The sequence below is a fragment of the Chryseobacterium sp. LAM-KRS1 genome, from assembly GCF_013184525.1.
GTDB lineage: Bacteria > Bacteroidota > Bacteroidia > Flavobacteriales > Weeksellaceae > Chryseobacterium > Chryseobacterium proteolyticum.
Genome location: NZ_JAAOIZ010000001.1, coordinates 787,857 through 805,968, shown reverse-complemented (window position 1 = coordinate 805,968; position 18,112 = coordinate 787,857). Strand labels below are relative to the sequence as shown.

The window sequence follows — 18,112 nt, the reverse complement described above, 5'->3', positions numbered from 1 at the left end:
TGTCTCAATTTGTCCTGAATCAATTTTTATTTTACTTTTAGCGGAATACTTTTTAACCCCGCATCATCAGAAGTTCCGCCATAAAAAATGGTATAGTCGCCAGGTTTTGAAACCAGATCATCTGCTTTTTCATCGTAGAACGCAAATGAGTCTTTGGAAAGGATCAGCTGAATATTTTTTGTTTCTTTGGATTTAATCGGAGTTCTTTCAAAAGCCCTTAACGTTTTTACCGGTGCCTGGGCATCATTATTTCTTTTGATATAAACCTGAACGACTTCTTCGCCATCCCTTTTTGAAACATTGGTTACCGGAATTGTGATGGTCACATTTTCGTTGGTACTGATCGTATTTTTGCTCAGTTTTGAATCTCCGTAAACAAATTTTGAATAGCTCAGGCCATACCCGAAAGGATAAAGAGGCTTTTCCGTCATATAACGGTACGTTCTTCCTTGCATATCATAATTTTCAAATCCTTCGTGCTTGCTTGTTTTTGAAAGAGCGTTGTCCAGCTGTTCAAGGTTTTTATAAAAAGTAATGGGTAATTTTCCAGAAGGATTATAATCACCTGCTAAAACATCTGCTACGGCCGTTCCTCCAGACTGTCCGCCATACCAGGCGTTCAACAGGGCATCATAATTTTTCTCATCCTGTTCCAATCCCAGAGCACTTCCGGTACAAAGAACAAAAACAACAGGTTTGCCGGTTTTTCTAAGCTCCGCCAACAGGTCCCGCTGGACTTTAGGAAGGGCAATCGAAGTTTTGTCTCCTCCTCTGAAGCCTTCTGCATTCACCATCATCTCTTCACCTTCCAGACTTGGAGAAAGTCCGCCTGCAAAGACAATGACGTCCGCACTTTTCACTTTTTCCCTTACCGAAGCAAAATTAACAGGGTCTTTTCTGTACGCTTCAAAGGTGATGCTCACATATTTTCCTTTTTGTGTATGACGCAGTTCTATCTTGTATTCTTTTCCTTTTTCCATTTTTACAGGAAACTCTGAAGGATGTCTTGCATCAGGTCCTTTTCTTGTTGCGATTTCTTTTCCGTCCACGAAAAGTGTATAGATATCGGAAGTGTAAGCAGAAAACACAACCTCTCCTGTATAGGTACTTTTGAAAATCCCTGAAATGATCGCTGAAGTATTTTCTCTTCCTACATTGGGTGCAAGCTGGGTTCCTCCAAAGCTGTTGTAGCTGATGGCAGTAGAATTTACGGAAGTATTGGCCGGCTGCCCTTTGAATTCATTATTATTGAAAAACTCTACTTTCATTCCTTTTGCGCCGTTTTTCTGACTGATAAAATTCTGGTATAATGACGTTCTGGAAGAAGGATCTGTTACTTCGCTTCCTTTTTCGTAGATAATTTCAGCATTCGGGAATTTGGTTTTGATTCCTTCTAAAATCGTTACAATGGAAGAAGGCGTTCCGTTATAGTTTCCCAGCTGCATCAATCCGTCATCAGCATTTGGTCCTACAACGGCAATTTTTTTAATACTTCTGCTGAGAGGCAGAATATTCTTTTCGTTTTTCATAAGCACAATTGATTTTTGTGCCATTTTCAGTGCCTGCTTTTTATGTTCTTCAGAATCGACTACAGAATACGGAATTGCATTCCAGTGAACGGAAGATTTCGGATCAAGCATTCCCAGCTCAAACCATCCTTTCAGGATTCTGCGCATCGACTCATCAATATCCTTTTCGGTAATCAGCCCGCTTGCCAGAGATTTATTCAAATTGTTATAGGTATCTCCGCATTCCAGATCCGTAGAGTGTTTCAGGGCATCTGCTGCCGTTGTTTTTTCGTCAGGATGGGTGCCGTGGTATTTTTTCTGAAAGAAATCGGCCAGTGCCCAGCAGTCTGAGACCACCATTCCGTCATACTTCCATTTTCCACGGAGAATTTCAGTAAGTAAAGTATTGTTTGCACAACATGGCTGTCCGTCAAAAGCATTGTAGGCACACATTACTTCTCTTACATTCCCTTCCTGAACCAATGCTTTGAAAGCGGGAAGGTACGTCTCATACAGATCTCTTTTTGATATTTCTGCGTTATAAGAGTGGCGGTTCCATTCCGGTCCGCTGTGTACCGCAAAATGTTTGGCACAGGCGTGGGTTTTAAAAAATTTCGGATCGTTTCCCTGCAGGCCTTTTACTGCTGCAACGCCCAGAACGGAGGTAAGATAAGGGTCTTCACCATAGGTTTCCTGGCCTCTTCCCCATCTTGGGTCACGAAAAATATTGATATTGGGTGTCCAGAAGGTCAATCCTTCGTACCGCCCTGTTTTTAGAGCCTCATCAAAAGATCTGTTGTATTTTGCACGCGCTTCATCAGAAATCATTTCAAAAGTTTTAAAATGCTCCGGAACATCCCATGTGGCCGCCATCCCGATTGCCTGAGGAAAAACAGTGGCTGTTCCTGCTCTTGCCACCCCATGAAGTGCTTCATTCCACCATCCGTAGGCTGGAATTTCCAAACGGGGGACTGCCTGGGAATTATCCATCATCATTCCTATCTTTTCTTCTGTGGTCAATAAAGAAAGAAGGTTCTCTATTCTTTCATTAACCGGAAGATCGGGGTTTCTGAATGGGTATTTATAATGATTCTGAGCAAAAAATAAAGGTGCTGCCAGTGTTGCGCATAGCATTAATACAATTCTTTTCATAGGTAGTATGGTTTCAATAAAGTCCGAAAAAGGCTGTGGATTTTGTGATTAATCATTTTCAAACCACTTATTTCACAGATTTTTACGGATAATTATGTTTTCATTCTTATTATACACAAATTGCCAGTATTATTCAGCAACAATGCAATGAAAAACAAATATAACGTTCTATTTTAAATAAATGTAAATAATACACTTAAATTAAGAATAAATCCTACTTACTTTGGTTTTCATCTACTAAATTGTGGAAATAAAGCCATCATAAGCAGTGCTCATGATGGCTTTGGATTCAATTTATTCTTTAATGAATTTTTGTTTTACGATTGTATTATTTTTTTGAGTAACCTCAATAAAGTAAATACCGGCCGGGAAATCTCCCACATTAATTTGGTTTTTCCCTGGATTTATTTTCAACCCAGATCTGACGACACTTCCCCTTCCGTCAAAAATGGTGGCGGCAGCTTCTGACAGATCAGAATCAATGAAAAGATCTGCTTTTACCGGATTAGGATATATTTTCACAGCCTCATTTTTAGTTTCAGCAGAAATATTTCTGGTGTTTAACGATCCGAAGTTTAAAGGAAGAACGTTGGCAGAATAAGTATTTTCTTCTGTAAGATATGCTTTGAAAGATCCTATTGCAGGCTCACTTCCGGCAGTTACTTTATAGAAGCCTGTTACTCCGTTTTCTGTTTTCAGCACATAAGCATTCGCCGGAACTTTGATGCCCTGGTAAACTCCGTTCATCTGATTGACCGTGATTGCTTTGGGTGTGGAAACATTTCCTGAACCGCTGAAAGTAATATTCCCTGTCGCATTGACGATTACCGGAGTGTTTGCAGGAATGATTCCGTTTGAAATTGCGGTACAGCTGATATTATTGGCATTCGGAGACATCAGATAAGCAGTAACTCCGGAAGGTATATTAGCCTGGAATGGCAGGATCAGCACATCGTAACCATTAAATGTACGGCTGTAAGAAGCAGCATTGGCTGTGAAGTTAAACGGCACCTGAAAATCCATACCCTGACCGGAAAGGACAAGATTTGAACATGTAGTACCGGAGATCACATTATTGGCAGATGAACTTACGTTTGAATTCACATAATAAATGCTGTTAGTGTTAGCACTCATAGGCTGCCAGTTGTTGGAGGATGTAACTCCTGCTGCATTTCTGAAGTCTACAGAAGTATAGTAGCCATTTTCCAGTGCATCCATCAGATAGCTGTCGCTTGCGGAATAGGTTCCTCCGAATTTAGAAGCAATTTCATTACCCACATTAAAATAAACATTGCCCAGATTAATCGTAAGCACAGAGCTGTAATTGGAATTTCTCAGTCCTAAAATTCCTTTGCATCCGTCTGTAAGAACCTGTCTTGAAATATCTAAGGTGATATCGAAGTTTCCTCCCTGCGGAAAATTAATCTTGCCGTAATTATATGATTTCGTTACTCCCTGGCTGTTGATATAGTATAAAGTTGTATTGTCCGAATAGCTTTGTCCCGCCGTCGTATAGCTGTTTACATGCAGGATCAGTTTATTGTAGCGGTCATTAAGCTGAAGATATCCGTTAGCCGCAGTCATATTATTACTGATAAGAGGGCTTGGATTGGAGAACGTCACCGTTGTATTGCTGATATTGAATCCTGTCCCAAAAGCTGCGCTGGTAGGAGTTTGTGTTTCAATTTTATTATAATGAATATCACCGCCTGTCATCAGAGAAGCAGGTCTGTCACCACTTTTATTGAAAACAAAAGTCATGACACTAGAGGGGCTGATATCAGCAGTAGGCCGGAATGTTGCCGTACTCATAGTGATAGGTGTACTCACCATATTGGATTGCGTATTGGTCAGTACTTTTGTTCCTGAAGTCGTATAAAAAGGCAGATCAACCTTAAGGCTATAAGCATTCTGAGAAGAGTTGATGACCATAAGAACAATCTGATTTCCATCCTGGGAAATATAGGAAGACCCTTGTAAAGCTCCGGTTTTATCATCCCATTTGGCTTCTATTCTCGTTTTTCCTGTTGTATATTTGGCATAATGTGAAAGGATATAGCCCCTTTTGGTCATTACACCTGCGGGAGTTCCGTAAGTTCCATCACCCATTAAGCCATAATAGCGTTTGGCAGAATAATGAATCCACGCATTGACATTACCTAATAATGCATTGTTGACACTGCTGGCAAAGGTAAATGCATCTGTATTCCAGCTGAAATCTCTTGCCGGCTGTGTGGACGAAGAGTTCCAGTTGATCAGATATTCTGTCTGCCAGATTTCTTTGTTGTAATTCTGAAATTGTTTGTAGGTAGACTGCATAAGCCCGTATTGATGCCCGCCATACACTTCAAAATTGGCCATTGCTGCAGGATCCAGCAAAGCACTGGCAAAATTATCTGTAAATCCCACACTTTCCGGGGCAATCACTTTACAGTTGATGAGCTGTCCGTAATTCTTGATGAAGGTAGTAATTTGTGCAGGAGTCCAGATGCATCCCTGATACTGGGCCATTTCATCCGGTTCATTTTGAATGGAGATATAATCGAGCTCTACTCCGTTGTTCTGGAGATAGGTAACAAAGCTGTTAAGATAAAGGGCATAATCCTGATAATTTTCCGGCTTTAAATATCCCACCTGCTGTACTCCGTTCGCATCAGTATACACTGCATTCACATGATTATTGGTTTTCCAGGCTGCGGGCATGGTCCAAGGCGAAGCAAAAATGGTAAGCCCCATAGATTTGGCGAGTTGCGCTGTAGCCAGTACGGAACTCCAGTTGCTGCTGTTTTCGGGAATATATAATCTCATAATATTATATCCACCTTCACTGGAAGCGCCCCAAAGCGTCTGAATTTCTGAGGTAGACATATGGTTATACGCAAACTGGGGGCTGCAGACAAATCCTCCGAATCCTTTTATTTTCTGATAAGGAATATTCTTATCAATTTTTACGGTTGTAAGCTGTCCATGAAGCATCAGGCTGCAAAACAGAGCTATAGAATGAATGGTTACAAGACTTAAAATTTTTTTCATAATGGTTTAGTTTTAGATAGTCGTGATTTTGATCGTAAACAATTAAAGTAAGGGCAATAGATTCCCCATCAAGACGGTCCATTTTCAAAAACCGTCAGGAAAATTCCCTGAATGATATCAGGCAGTGATCTGCTAAATAAAGTTGCTTACAAAATCATTCGCTGTTCTTTCTCTTCATTCTCTGTGATGGAACTGTATTTCAGATTGGAATGTAAATAAGATTAGTGTTTCATAATTAAAGTGTTATTTGTGATGAACATTTGGTCATTCAGTGAAGCATTTCGCTTTCGGGAGCGCCCAAGTAAGAGGGTTTTAACCCTCCGGTGTTGATCAGTATCTTTTCAAGGACAATGCCGGGTTCCAACACTCTGAAACGTAACGTGTGCTTTCCAGCCTGCTGAACCAAATGCTTTGTAATAGATTTAATAATATGCTCTGACTGCCATTTTCCCAATTCTCCTTTGTAATGGCCATTGAAGTTGACAATTTGCGGAGTTTCGTTGTCAAAAGAAATTTCGTAACGCAATCCTTTATTATGATTAAAATTTAAAGTCGGTGCTAATAATAACTGGACTTCAAGCTCCCCTTTTGATTCAAAATTGATATCATATTCCAGCCAGATATTTTCATCAGCTTTTGGATAGGCATTCTGTGGAAAGGTTGTCACGCCGGATTTTGTTTTTCCGAAATTAGGAATCACTTCCCAATGGATCCGGTCAGATTTGCTCATTCTTGCAAAATTTTCTGCCTCAATGGAAACATACCCGTTTTTCTCTTGAAATATCTTTTCTTTGGGAACCTCAGCATCAGAAATGTAAGTAACTTCAGGCATTATATTTTCTTTTCCGTCTGCCCAGCTTTTATATCCTATCCTCATCTGATCCATCATATGCTTCCATTTTCCGCCGGCAATCACATTATTGTATTGATTATCCAGGTAAGCATTTCTTTCAAAACATGCCTTCACTTTATCTGCGTAAAAATTGGCTCCCGGATCTTTTTTCGCTGTCAGTTCCCTGTTTTTTGCCACCGCATAGTACATTTCGTATAAATTACTGCATGCATCAATCGGGTACAAAACCAACTGATAATACGCATCCTGATATTCTGCAGGAATCTGCTCTTTTAACCGTAAGGCGTCTACGGCCAATGCTCTGTAATCATTTAAGACCGTTTCAAATTCATGGTAATTTTCAAGGCTGTACGTTTTACTATCAAGGGTTTCAGGGGTTACTCTTCTGTTGTATTTGGCATACAGATTAATCATCCGGGCAATTTCCCCGGCATGTTTTTCACCAAACTGCTGAGCAGCCCATTTTTCAGTATATTCCAAAAGGTTTTTAGCATTAAACTGCTTCGGATTCCAGGCCATTTCCAGGAAAAAACTGATCGGAAATTCCATCGGTTTTAAATCTCCTACATTCACAACCCAAAGCTTATCTACTTTATGTTCATAGGAAAGATTCATCTGTTCCCATACTCTCTGGATGGGACTGATGTTGATCCATTTGGAGTTTCTCGGGCCGCCTACATAATCAAAGTGGTAATAGATTCCATAGCCTCCTTTATGCAAAGGTTTCGAAAGGTCAGGGAGCTTTCTTACATTTCCCCAGTTATCATCACAGAACAGCAGGATCACATCATCCGGAACCCTCATTCCTTTATCATAGTAGTCCTGAACTTCTTTATACAATGCCCAGACCTGAGGTGTTTTCTCCGCTTTCTTTCCGGTAACATCAGCGATGATTTTGCGCTGGTCTTTTACAATTTTTTCCAGCAGGGAAATATTAGTTCCCTCTCCCATCGCTTCATCACCATCACCACGCATTCCCACTGTAACAAGCTTTTCCCAGTTCTTACTTCTTTCGAGTCCGAATTTCCAGAATTTCTGTAAAACTTCCGCATTTTTAGCATAATCCCAGACATTAGGGAGGTTATTTTTTTTGATATACCTGTGCCAGTCGGTTTGTGCCAAAGCCATAGGCTCATGGTGGGAAGTTCCCATGACAATACCCATTTCATTGGCTAACGGTCCGCTCAGAGGATCATCGTCATAGAATGCCTTCCCCCACATTGCCGGCCAGATATAGTTTCCCTTAAGGCGCAGGATCAGCTCAAAAACATTCTCATAAAACTTACTGTTTACTCCACCAAATGTTGCTCTGGCCCAGCCTCCCAGTGAAGGTTCTTCGTCGTTAAGGAAAATACCGCGATACTCTACAGCAGGCTCACCATCAGTATATATTCCTTTTTTAAAGTATACATTATCTTTTTTCTCAACCGGAACATCTGCCCAATAATACCATGGTGAAACACCTATCTGCTGAGACATTTCATAAATCCCGTAAATCGTTCCTCTTTTATCACTTCCTGCAATCACAATGGCTTCAGAAACGCCCGGAAATGGATTACTGACATTCTGAATGATATATTTTTCCCTTTTCCCCGTTAATGCTTTTCCATCCAGCTTTTTTTGTCTGATCAAAGCATCAATGGTTTTGCTTTTACCAGCTTCACCAATAATGATCATCATTCCGTTCAAGCCAGAGTTTTGGGAAACCAGATTAGGCTGGACGCCGGTTACTTTTTGAAAATCAGATTGAAGATTCGCAACGGCACGCAGAATTCCTTTATCCGAATCACTGTCTGAAAAAAGCATCAAACTTGAATTGTGCTCTTTCAATACCACCGAATTTTCTGTTCTGGCAAAAGAAATAAATGGTTCGGTTGCTTTTACAAAAAATATAAACAACAACGTAAGAAACAGCGAAATGTTTTTTGTAAAATTCATACTATATCTTTTTGATTTTAATTTTTAAATAAGTTCAGATCCACAAATTCTCCCATTCTCCTGTAGCCCGCTTCATTGGGATGAAGGAAATCATGATCGTGCATATCGTTTAAGATGACCTCCGAATTTTCACTTTGCATTTGTTTTGCAAAATCGATGACAGCATCAAACTTCCCGCTGTTCCTGATCCAGTCGTTTACTTTTTTCCAGGCCTCGATACGGAAGGGTTTTTCGTAGAATGACTTTCCGAAAGGAAGAATCGTTGCTCCGTACACTTTGATCCCGTTAGCATGTGCCTTATCAATCATCACCTGATAAGCGGCAATGAGTTCTTCTGTTCTTTTGGAAGCGTCATCAGAATCTCTTGTTCCTCCCAGATCATTCACTCCTTCCAGAATGATCAACCATTTTACGCCCTGCTGATTGAGGATGTTATAATCGAAACGGTCTAATGCCGTAGGCCCTAAACCACCGCGCACCACACAATTCCCCCCAATCCCGAAATTAAGGACACTTACATTCCTGGTAGAAGGATTTGCCAGTAACCGCTGAGAAAAAATATCCGGCCAGCGATTCTGCCTGTTGGTTCCCGATCCTCTTCCATCGGTAATGGAATTTCCCATAATAGCCACCGCATACGAAGGTTCACTGGTCTTTACATCGATGTTAAAAAGCGAATACCAATGATCTGTTTTTACAGGGTTTTTAAATACCGCAGCATTGGCCTGCTCACCTTTAACAATAAAAGAGGTTGTTCTTGACCCTGGATGTCCGGTGACAGATTGGGTTACTTTTGCATAGGAAATGGTAATGGCCAGCAATGAATTAGACTTCAGGTTAAAGTTCACTTCATCAGAATAAATATCAGATCCGGGAGCAATTTTAAAATTGTTTTTATTCTCAAACGTTAATGATCTGATGGTAGCTGCATCCACATTGCTGCTATCGGATGGAACGGCAATAGAAACGGCTTTTACTGCAAGGCTGTCTGTAGAGTACCTGTTGGAAAAACGTAACCGCAATTTTTTCCCACCCACAGATACACGGACAATCTGACGTAGGGTATTCCCCGAAAGTCCCGGTTCCGGCGGCAGATTTTTGAGTTCCACCAATTGGGGAGCAGTTGCCCAGGTAGTGAGCCACTGGTCTTTGGATGATTGCTTCTCCAGACTCCGGGAGGAAGAACAGGAAACCAAAAATCCCGAAATGATGAAGAGGTATAAGTTTTTGAAGCGCATTTTTCCTTTTTTATTTTATTAATCTCTAATTTCTTACTACAAATCCTTCGTCGGGGATTTTCTCAGTACTGATAAACGGTTCTGCAGCATAGATCTGCAGGCAAAACCCAAACAACACAATAAGAAAAATATTTTTAAATGATTCATAATCAGTTTTATTTAACCTTAAAAAATCTGTATTCTTTTAATCTCTTCAAACCTTATAGGTTTTAAAAACCTATAAGGTTTACTTCTTTTAATTTTTCAGTACAAAACCACCCTGCGGCTGAATTTCAATCGTAAAATCACCTTTTGCATTCACTTTTAGTTCTTTTTCTGATGAATTTCCCTGCGCATCATCATTAATGAATCTAACTGTTTTCCCTGCAAACATCGGAAGCTTTATTTTCAGTTTTTGGGATTGCTTCTCAGCATTTACGCCAGCCACATACCATTGATCCGCATGTCTTCTCGCAACCATGGCATATTTCCCGGGATAGCCGTCTATGAAAACTGTTTCATCCCAAAGTGTCGGAACTTCTTTCATAAAGCTGAGCTGAAATTCCGGAGCATCGGTCAGATTATTCGGCATGATCCCAAACATCTGAACGGGATTCTGAAACAGTACTGCCGTAGCCAGCTGAAAGCCGTCCGTAGTATGTCTTTTATTTTTATCCCTGTTGGATTTCGTTAAATATTTATTGAGGAAAGTCCCGCCAAACTCCATACTTCCCACTGTATTTCTGATGAAAGGATGAAGTGTGGCAAAAAAAGCTTCCTGTTTCCGTACATCTTCTGAGAAATAGAGCATTTCTGAGGCAAGAACGGCCTCACTTCCTGCATAATTCGGGTACATTACTTCCCAGCCTCTCGGTAAAGTAGCTCCATGGAAAATAATGGTTAATCCAAAATCATTGGCGTCGGAAAGAATATCTTCGTACAGACGCATGGTTTCCTGTTTGTCTCCTCCGAAGAAATCCACTTTCAGTCCTTTTACGCCTGTCTCTTTCAGCCATTTCATTTCTTTTTTCCGTTCAACGGATGAGCTCATTTTGTTTCTCGGTCCCATCGGTGCGTCATTGGCTGCCCCATTGGAATTGTACCAAAGTAATACTCCCACGTTTTTCGATTTTGCATATTGAATAAGGTTTTTCATTCGTTCTTTTCCAATATTTTTATCCCAAAGCGCATCCATAAGAATAAACTGATAATTCAGTGCAGCAGCAAGGTCTATGAATTTCACCTGATCATCGTAGTTCATACTGTTATCCTGCCAAAGAATCCAGCTCCAGGTAGATTTTCCGAACTGGTAATCCTGTGACGGCTCATACATCAGATCTACCACATCAAAAGGAATGGTAGTTTCTACGATGGGTTTCAGGGAGCTGCCTACTGTAATTGTTCTCCACGGTGTTTTTCCGGGAAGAGAAACAGCAGCTCCGGTACTTCCGAAGCCGTTATTTTCAGCAATGTTCGGATACGCTACTTTGTAAAGATTTTTTTCTGCTGTGGTTTCAAGGTGTGAAGCACAATACGTACTGTTCACTCCTGTCTCGGAAAGCAATACCCAGCCCTCATTTCCAATATGGAACAGGCCAGGGAAAACGTATCCATAATCGGATGGCATTCCCAGTTCAGCATCAGCTTTATAGCCACTTTCATAACTTGGCCCTGTACGGGCAAATCCCGTCATCGGATTCATCATAGGTGAAAGAAAAGTGGTAGTCTGTGACGGAAATCTGTACCCTGTGGATTCTGACTGTATCACAACACTGAGCCGTTCTTTCATCGGTGGAATATTATAACGGAAAGCAATATTGTTGTTGCTCACCTGAAATTCAATACTTATCTGATGCTGGTCTGCATTACTGAAGTTAACCAATAAAGTATTGGCCTTATAATCAATGTCAGATTTTTTGATTTTTTCGTTCGTATATTTCTTAGAAACGATATCTTTTTTGCTGTCGATAAATTTCAGCTTCTTTGAAAAATCAGACTCGTTGGTTACCAAGCCTAACGGGGATTTTTCAAGCATTGTTTTTCCCTGAAGGATAATATCATATAAGGCTTTTCCGTCTTCTGAAAAAACATGAAGCTTCAGTTGTCCGTCCGGACTTGAAATTTCTGCTACCTGTGCAAAGCTTTTGCTGATCAGAAACAAGCTGAATACAATATATAAAACTTTTTTTCTCATAACTCATTATTTTCAAGAAAGGTCCAGTAATCGAAGTACATAATATCTGTTGAGGCTTTGCCATTGAATACAAAATACAGATCATGAATGCCGGTAATTTTTTCAGTAAGCTGAACTTTTACGGTTTCCCAGCGGTCATCCCCACCCGTCATCGGAACCTTTACCGTTGCGGCAACCGGTCCGTTCACAGCATCCAGATGAACGCTCATTGTTACCTCACTGTTATGCGTCGTTCCTACTCTTGCAGAAAAAGCTGCGGCTCCTTTTTTCCGGAAATCCACATTCTTTACACTGGTATAAGCACCATTTTTCTTGGCTTTGATGAAAACACCAGCCTCTTTATTCTGATAGGATTTTACATTTTCTGACCACGCAATCATTTCCGCCTGATTGAATGAATAAGGATTAACTGTTGCGATAGCTTTTGTAATTCCGTTGGTCATTTTAAATGGCGAAATGGATCCGTCTTTATTGAAGGTAAGCTCTTCCAGACTTACCGATCTTGTAAACCCGCTTCCGCCCGGCAATGCACCATTATGATAAAAGAAATACGTTTTCCCCCGGAAATCAATAACACCGGGATGATTGGTGAATGATTTCCCTTCAGTAGGCATTACAATTCCTCCATATTTCCAGGGTCCCTGTGCTGTTTTCCCTGTAGAATAGCCTATGAATTCAGGAAGTGGACCACCCGGCCAGAAAAGATAATACAGGTTTTTCCTTTTGTACAGCCACGGGCCTTCCTCGTATTTTGTGGGTCTTTCCGGATTGGGCTTCCCATCTCTTTTGCCAAATGATTCTTCTGTCATCGGAACTTCTGTAATATTCCCGGAATAGGAGATCATATCTTCATTCAGCTTTACATATTTAAGCTTAGGATTTCCCCAGTACATATGGGCCTGTCCGTCATCATCCACAAAAACGGTGGGATCAATATCTCCCCATTCGCTCTGAACAAGAGGTTTTCCCAGCGGATCATGAAAAGGCCCAAACGGACTGTCGCCAACGGCAACCCCTATAGCGCCTTTGTTATTGGTTTTGGACCACATCGGAACGTATAAAAAAAACTTTCCGTTTCTTTCTACACATTGTGCGGCCCAGGCATCACGTTTTGCCCAGTCGAAATCTTTATACGAGAGAATTGTTCCGTGATCTGTCCAGTTGACCATATCATTGGTGGAATACACTTTCCAGTCGTTCATGGTAAACCAGGTGGAATCATCCTCATCGTGTGTCGTGTACACATACAGCCTGTCATTGTACACCATTGGTGCCGGGTCTGCAGTATAATTGGTCTGAATAATAGGGTTCTGTGCTGATAAACCTTCGGAAAAGCCTATCAGACAAAGCCCCAGTATATATTGTATTGTATTTTTCATAGTCAGTTTTATTTTTTCTGAAAGCTCCAGTAATCGAAATTAAATAATTTTCTTCCTGCCGTAATATTTTTCCCCTGGAACACAAAATAGACATCGTGAACACCGGAAACAGATTCTGAAATTTTTGAGGTCAGGGTTTTGAACTCTTCCCAGCCACCGGTTCTCGGAATTTCAATCTCGGCTATTTTTGGCCCTTTAACATCATCCAGATGAACTTCCAGAATTCCGCCATCAATTCCTGCGGCAACGGAAGCTGAAAATCCTGAAGTTCCCTTTTCAAAATCTACCGAACGGACCCTGATATACCCTCCTGCTCTGGCATCGGAGACATACACTCCGGTTTTCCTGCTTTCGGAAGTGCTGCATTTTTCCGACCATGCCATAGTTTCGGCTTCTGTTCTCTGATATGGATTTAAGGTTCCAGCCGGAGCTACACCTTCTTTGGTCATGGTGATCTTCGGAATAGTCCCGTCAGCATTATATCTGAATTCTTCTACAGCAGTTGAGCGTCCGTAACTTCCGCCGGCCGGCAATAATCCGGTATGGTAAAACAGGTAGGACTTTCCTTTGAAATCGATAATTCCGCCATGGTTGGTAAAGCTGTTGGTCGGCTGGTCGGTCATTATTTTTCCCTGATATTTCCACGGCCCGGTTGGCGATGGGCTGGTTGAATAGGATAAACATTCTGTTCTTCCGGTCATTCCGGCGTACATCATATAATATTGATTGTTTCGCTTGTAAAGCCATGGTCCTTCTACATATACATCATCAAATTTTTCCTGCTTTTGCAGAACCTCATCACTTTTCCCGGGACGTCTCAGCCCGCCGAAAGCTTCCACAGATTGTGGAATTTCTGTGATTTTCCCCTGATAGGAAGTCATATCTTTATTGAGCTTCACATAAAATAATTTACTGTTTCCCCAATACAGATAAGCCTGTCCGTCATCATCTATAAAAACCGTCGGGTCAATATTATCCCAGGTTCCGGTTGAAATCAGAGGTTTTCCCAAAGCATCTCTGAAAGGCCCGGTAGGACTGTCAGACACTGCAACCCCAATAGCCATATTGTTGTCAACGGTCTGTACACAGATATACCAGTAGAATTTGCCATTTCTTTCAATACACTGCGCTGCCCAGGCCCTATCCCGCGCCCAGCTGAAAGACTCTAAAGAAATAGGCGAACCATGGTCTGTATAATTGACCATATCTTCCGTGGAATACACCCTCCATTTGGTCATCGTATAAAAATCAAATCCCGGCTGATCATCCCCTGTATAAACATACATTTTCCCTTTATAGACCATGGGAGCAGGATCTGGTGTAAAATGGGTCTGAATAACCGGATTCTGCGCAGAAATACCAATCCCTGCCAACAGAAAAGAAAGTGTGATATATTTTAAGTTTCGTTGATTCATATCTTAATCTTATTTATTTGAGTGAAATGAATTTATAATAAGCAACACCATGTGCCGGAATATCCAATGGAAGACTTTTTTTGTCTGTGTTGATTTCTGCAATATCCTTCTGTCTCCAAAGGTCACGAACCGCCTGAACACCGGAAATTCCTAATTTTTTGAAATCTTTATAGGGTAGCGTCACTTTTTCTCTTCCGAAATTGGCAAAAGCTACTGCCTTTCCTCCGTCTTCCAGTTCTTTGACATAAATTCTGAGCTCACCAATGGTCTGCAAACAAACACCCTGTTTTCCCAAAGCATCCTGATTGACGGCAATAACCTCATCATTCGTCAGAAGGTTTAAAGTGAAATCATCCAGTTTCTCAAGGTCACAGCCAATCAGCAACGGGGCAGAAAAAATGCTCCACAGACTCATATGAAGATACTGTTCATCAGGCTTCAACCGGCTCTGATGTGGATTTCCCCAGCCGACAACGCCAACAACCAGCATATCCGGATCGTTGCGGTTTCCGGGTTTCGCAAAAGGAGCTGCCTTGTCCTGAGCAAGGGCAATATTCTTTACGCTTGACCAGGTATCTGTAATATCGTTGGTGGTACGCCAGGATTGTGCATTGACCTCATCACCCCACTTCCATACCTCACCCATTCCGTATTGGCAGAGGTTGTACACGATGTCTCTCGGCTGCTGCTTCAAAAGGCTTCCCATCAGTTTGAATGGTTTCACGCCTTTATCCAAATCTCCGCCTCCTTGAAAGGCAAGAGAAGGAACTTTATCAGGATCATTATCCGGCAGCCCGTCAATTACTCCGCCATAGCTACACCAGTCGTATTTCAGGTAATCAACGCCCCATTTGGTGTAGCTTTCAGCATCCTGTTTTTCGTAGCCGTAGCTTCCGGCACATCCGCCACAGGTCCATGGACCGGGGGAAGAATAAATTCCCATTTTCAAGCCATTGTTATGCATGTAGTCTGCAAGACCTTTCATATCAGGAAATTTGGAATTGGTCAGAATATAACCGTTTTCATCACGCATTTTTCCCTGGAATGAAGGGTCTTTTCCATCTCTGTTATACTGCCAGGAATCATCGATATTGATATAATTCCATCCGTGATTGATTAGTCCCGACTTTATAAGGGCATCTGCTGCACGTTTCACTTTGTCGGCAGAAACTTCATGTCCGAAGCAGTTCCAGCTATTCCAGCCCATTGTGGGTGTGAGAGCGATTCTGTCTCCGCTTTCTATTTTTAATTTTTTTGAAACTGAACCTTTCGCATTTTTAGCATTCAAAGTCACTTCATAGCTTCCTTTAAAATCTATTTTTCCAGTGATGATTCCGGTCTGTGAATCTATTGTTAACCCTTTCGGAAGGTTTTTCGCCGTAAAAGTCATTGGTCTGTCACCCGTTGCCGCAACCCTGAACAAAAAAGGTGAGCCAGGACGAACTCCGTAAACGCCTGCTGAATTAATTTTTGGAGTTGCCGCAGGTTTTGGCGTCAAAATATAAGGTACTGATGAAATTGGGTTAAATGTTATCAATTTTGCACCGCCTGCTGTTTCAAACTTAGCATCTGCCCAATCGGCGTGATCATAATAAGGTCCGTTTCCGCCGTCTGTTACGACTAATTCTAATTGTTTTACACCTTCCAGCGAAACGGAAACAGGCTTTGCTTTATCGCCTAATTTCATGACCCCGCTTGACCAAAGTTTTTTGTTGTCGCCGTAAATTTCAAATTCGGCAGCGGGATTCTGGCCTTTGATTTCATCATCCATTCCCACCATTGCGGTAAAGCTTTTTGCTTTGCCATTTAATCTAATCAACAAAGAACTTTCAGCGTGGGTTCCAAAGCCTCTTTTGAAAACTTCGCCGGCAATGGTTATAGGTTTTCCGTCCACCGAAGTATTGATGCCCGGTTTTCCGTGCCCCTGTGTTACAACGCTCAAATCCAACTGGTCTAACCAAACAGTTGACTGCGCCTTGAAAATATTTCCCGACAGCAAAAATGTTACAGCAATTAAAAGTATTTTCGTCTTCAACATTATTTAAAAATTTGGATTTAATTAAATTTCCACCAATCGAAATAGAAAAGGTCTTTTTCTCCCTTAAAAACAAAATATAAATCGTGGATTCCTCTTACACTTTTCAGAGGTGTATTAATAGTCTTATATAGGTCACCCTCACCTTTTCCTGTAACGTTAACAGCGCCAAGCACAGGCCCATTAAGAGCATCTGAACGTACTTCTATTCTTCCTCCATAGAGAGCAGCAACATTCACATCCAAAGATTTTACACCTTTGGAAAAATCTACTCCCTGGATTTTAATATAATCACCATTGTTAATTGAGGTAACGATGATGCGGTCTGTAATTTTTTTACCTCTGTTATAGGGTTGATTACGTTGCCATTCTGTGACCATTTCTGTTTTCAGGCCTTCACTGTAAGCCATTGTTTCTGCTTCAACTTTTTTATAAGGATCCAGAGTACCCACTCTTTTTGCGCCATCCGCAGTCCAGAAAGGAAGCTTCTGAATGGTTCCATCTGCATTGTAGGTAATTTCTGTGACACTGACAGACCGGCGTTCGTAATGCTTGCTCATGGTCTGCATCCTAAGCATATGGTTGAATCCGAAAACATAAGATCTGCCTTTGAAATCTATAATACCGGGATGATTTCCGCTGGATCTCTGGTCGCCATCCATAATCACGCCTCCATAATTCCAGGGTCCTGTCGGTGATTTTGCAATGGCGTAACCAATCCCTTCCGGGCAGCATTTTGATGCATAAGCCATATAATAATGGTTATTTTTTTTCCAAACCCAAGGTCCTTCCTGATATTTGAAAGGATCTGGCTGATCTTTCACCTTCGCAAATGAAGGGTCCTTGGTGATTGGTCCGGCAAGAGATATCATATCTTCATTCAGTTTAGCATACCAAAGATTGGGATTTCCCCAGTACAGATAAGCCTGCCCGTCGTCGTCAATTAAAACTGTGGGATCGATGTCATCCAGAGAATTTTTGATCAAAGGCTTGCCAATAGGATCGGTGAAAGGACCGTACGGACTGTCCGCCACTAAAACACCAATCCCCATATTGTTCGGCATTGGACAATACATATAGAATTTACCGTTTCTTTCGACAACCTGTGGTGCCCAGGCACCGTTGTCGGTATTTACCCATTTAAAATCTTTGAGCGAAGCCACTACACCGTGGTCTGTCCAGTTGACCATATCTGTGGAAGTGTATAGTAACCAGTCCTTCATTTTGAATCCGAAAGCGTCGTCCTCATCATGGCTCGTATAAAGATAAACTGTATCCTTATAAACCATCGGTGCCGGGTCTGCAGTATACTTGGTTTGGATAATCGGATTTTGAGCGAATGAAATCTGAAAAAAAACTAAAACCATTATTAAATTTAAAACTCTCAT

The 18,112-nt window shown here is 41.3% G+C and carries 9 protein-coding genes; all 9 read right to left on the bottom strand.

The annotated features are described in order from the left end of the window. Window positions 1-26 precede the first annotated feature (26 nt). On the bottom strand, window positions 27-2,660 hold the full coding sequence (locus G9C87_RS03570; RefSeq protein WP_172278177.1) for a glycoside hydrolase family 3 C-terminal domain-containing protein: 2,634 nt from the start codon (window positions 2,658-2,660) through the stop codon (window positions 27-29). Between the two features lie 294 nt (window positions 2,661-2,954). Then, on the bottom strand, window positions 2,955-5,693 hold the full coding sequence (locus G9C87_RS03565; RefSeq protein ID WP_172278175.1) for a T9SS type A sorting domain-containing protein: 2,739 nt from the start codon (window positions 5,691-5,693) through the stop codon (window positions 2,955-2,957). 268 nt (window positions 5,694-5,961) lie between these two features. Then, window positions 5,962-8,484: a glycosyl hydrolase 115 family protein gene (locus G9C87_RS03560; protein WP_172278173.1), complete on the bottom strand. Its 2,523-nt coding sequence runs from the start codon at window positions 8,482-8,484 to the stop codon at window positions 5,962-5,964. A gap of 17 nt (window positions 8,485-8,501) precedes the next feature. After that, complete coding sequence (locus tag G9C87_RS03555) at window positions 8,502-9,722, bottom strand: SGNH/GDSL hydrolase family protein (RefSeq protein WP_172278171.1); 1,221 nt, start codon at window positions 9,720-9,722, stop codon at window positions 8,502-8,504. Window positions 9,723-9,957: 235 nt separating this feature from the next. After that, window positions 9,958-11,895, bottom strand: a complete 1,938-nt coding sequence (locus G9C87_RS03550; RefSeq protein ID WP_172278169.1) for a glycoside hydrolase family 97 protein — start codon at window positions 11,893-11,895, stop codon at window positions 9,958-9,960. Beyond that, window positions 11,892-13,274 carry a glycoside hydrolase family 43 protein gene (locus G9C87_RS03545; RefSeq protein WP_172278167.1) on the bottom strand — a complete coding sequence of 461 codons (1,383 nt, stop codon included), beginning with the start codon at window positions 13,272-13,274 and terminating at the stop codon, window positions 11,892-11,894. The genes G9C87_RS03550 and G9C87_RS03545 overlap by 4 nt, the downstream gene beginning before the upstream one ends. Window positions 13,275-13,282: 8 nt before the next feature. After that, window positions 13,283-14,689, bottom strand: a complete 1,407-nt coding sequence (locus G9C87_RS03540; protein WP_172278165.1) for a glycoside hydrolase family 43 protein — start codon at window positions 14,687-14,689, stop codon at window positions 13,283-13,285. Between the two features lie 13 nt (window positions 14,690-14,702). Next, window positions 14,703-16,727, bottom strand: a complete 2,025-nt coding sequence (locus tag G9C87_RS03535; protein WP_172278163.1) for an NPCBM/NEW2 domain-containing protein — start codon at window positions 16,725-16,727, stop codon at window positions 14,703-14,705. Between the two features lie 17 nt (window positions 16,728-16,744). After that, the gene (locus tag G9C87_RS03530; RefSeq protein ID WP_228456937.1) at window positions 16,745-18,091 is read right to left on the bottom strand and encodes a glycoside hydrolase family 43 protein; all 1,347 of its coding nucleotides are present in this window, start codon (window positions 18,089-18,091) and stop codon (window positions 16,745-16,747) included. Between the last annotated feature and the right edge of the window lie 21 nt (window positions 18,092-18,112).

Excerpts from the sequence above, each read along its gene's own strand:
- G9C87_RS03540 (WP_172278165.1), bottom strand. The coding sequence starts at position 14,689 with ATGAATCAACGAAACTTAAAATATATCACACTTTCTTTTCTGTTGGCA.
- G9C87_RS03535 (WP_172278163.1), bottom strand. The coding sequence starts at position 16,727 with ATGTTGAAGACGAAAATACTTTTAATTGCTGTAACATTTTTGCTGTCG.
- G9C87_RS03565 (WP_172278175.1), bottom strand. The coding sequence starts at position 5,693 with ATGAAAAAAATTTTAAGTCTTGTAACCATTCATTCTATAGCTCTGTTT.
- G9C87_RS03550 (WP_172278169.1), bottom strand. The coding sequence starts at position 11,895 with ATGAGAAAAAAAGTTTTATATATTGTATTCAGCTTGTTTCTGATCAGC.
- G9C87_RS03570 (WP_172278177.1), bottom strand. The coding sequence starts at position 2,660 with ATGAAAAGAATTGTATTAATGCTATGCGCAACACTGGCAGCACCTTTA.
- G9C87_RS03555 (WP_172278171.1), bottom strand. The coding sequence starts at position 9,722 with ATGCGCTTCAAAAACTTATACCTCTTCATCATTTCGGGATTTTTGGTT.
- G9C87_RS03545 (WP_172278167.1), bottom strand. The coding sequence starts at position 13,274 with ATGAAAAATACAATACAATATATACTGGGGCTTTGTCTGATAGGCTTT.
- G9C87_RS03530 (WP_228456937.1), bottom strand. The coding sequence starts at position 18,091 with ATGGTTTTAGTTTTTTTTCAGATTTCATTCGCTCAAAATCCGATTATC.
- G9C87_RS03560 (WP_172278173.1), bottom strand. The coding sequence starts at position 8,484 with ATGAATTTTACAAAAAACATTTCGCTGTTTCTTACGTTGTTGTTTATA.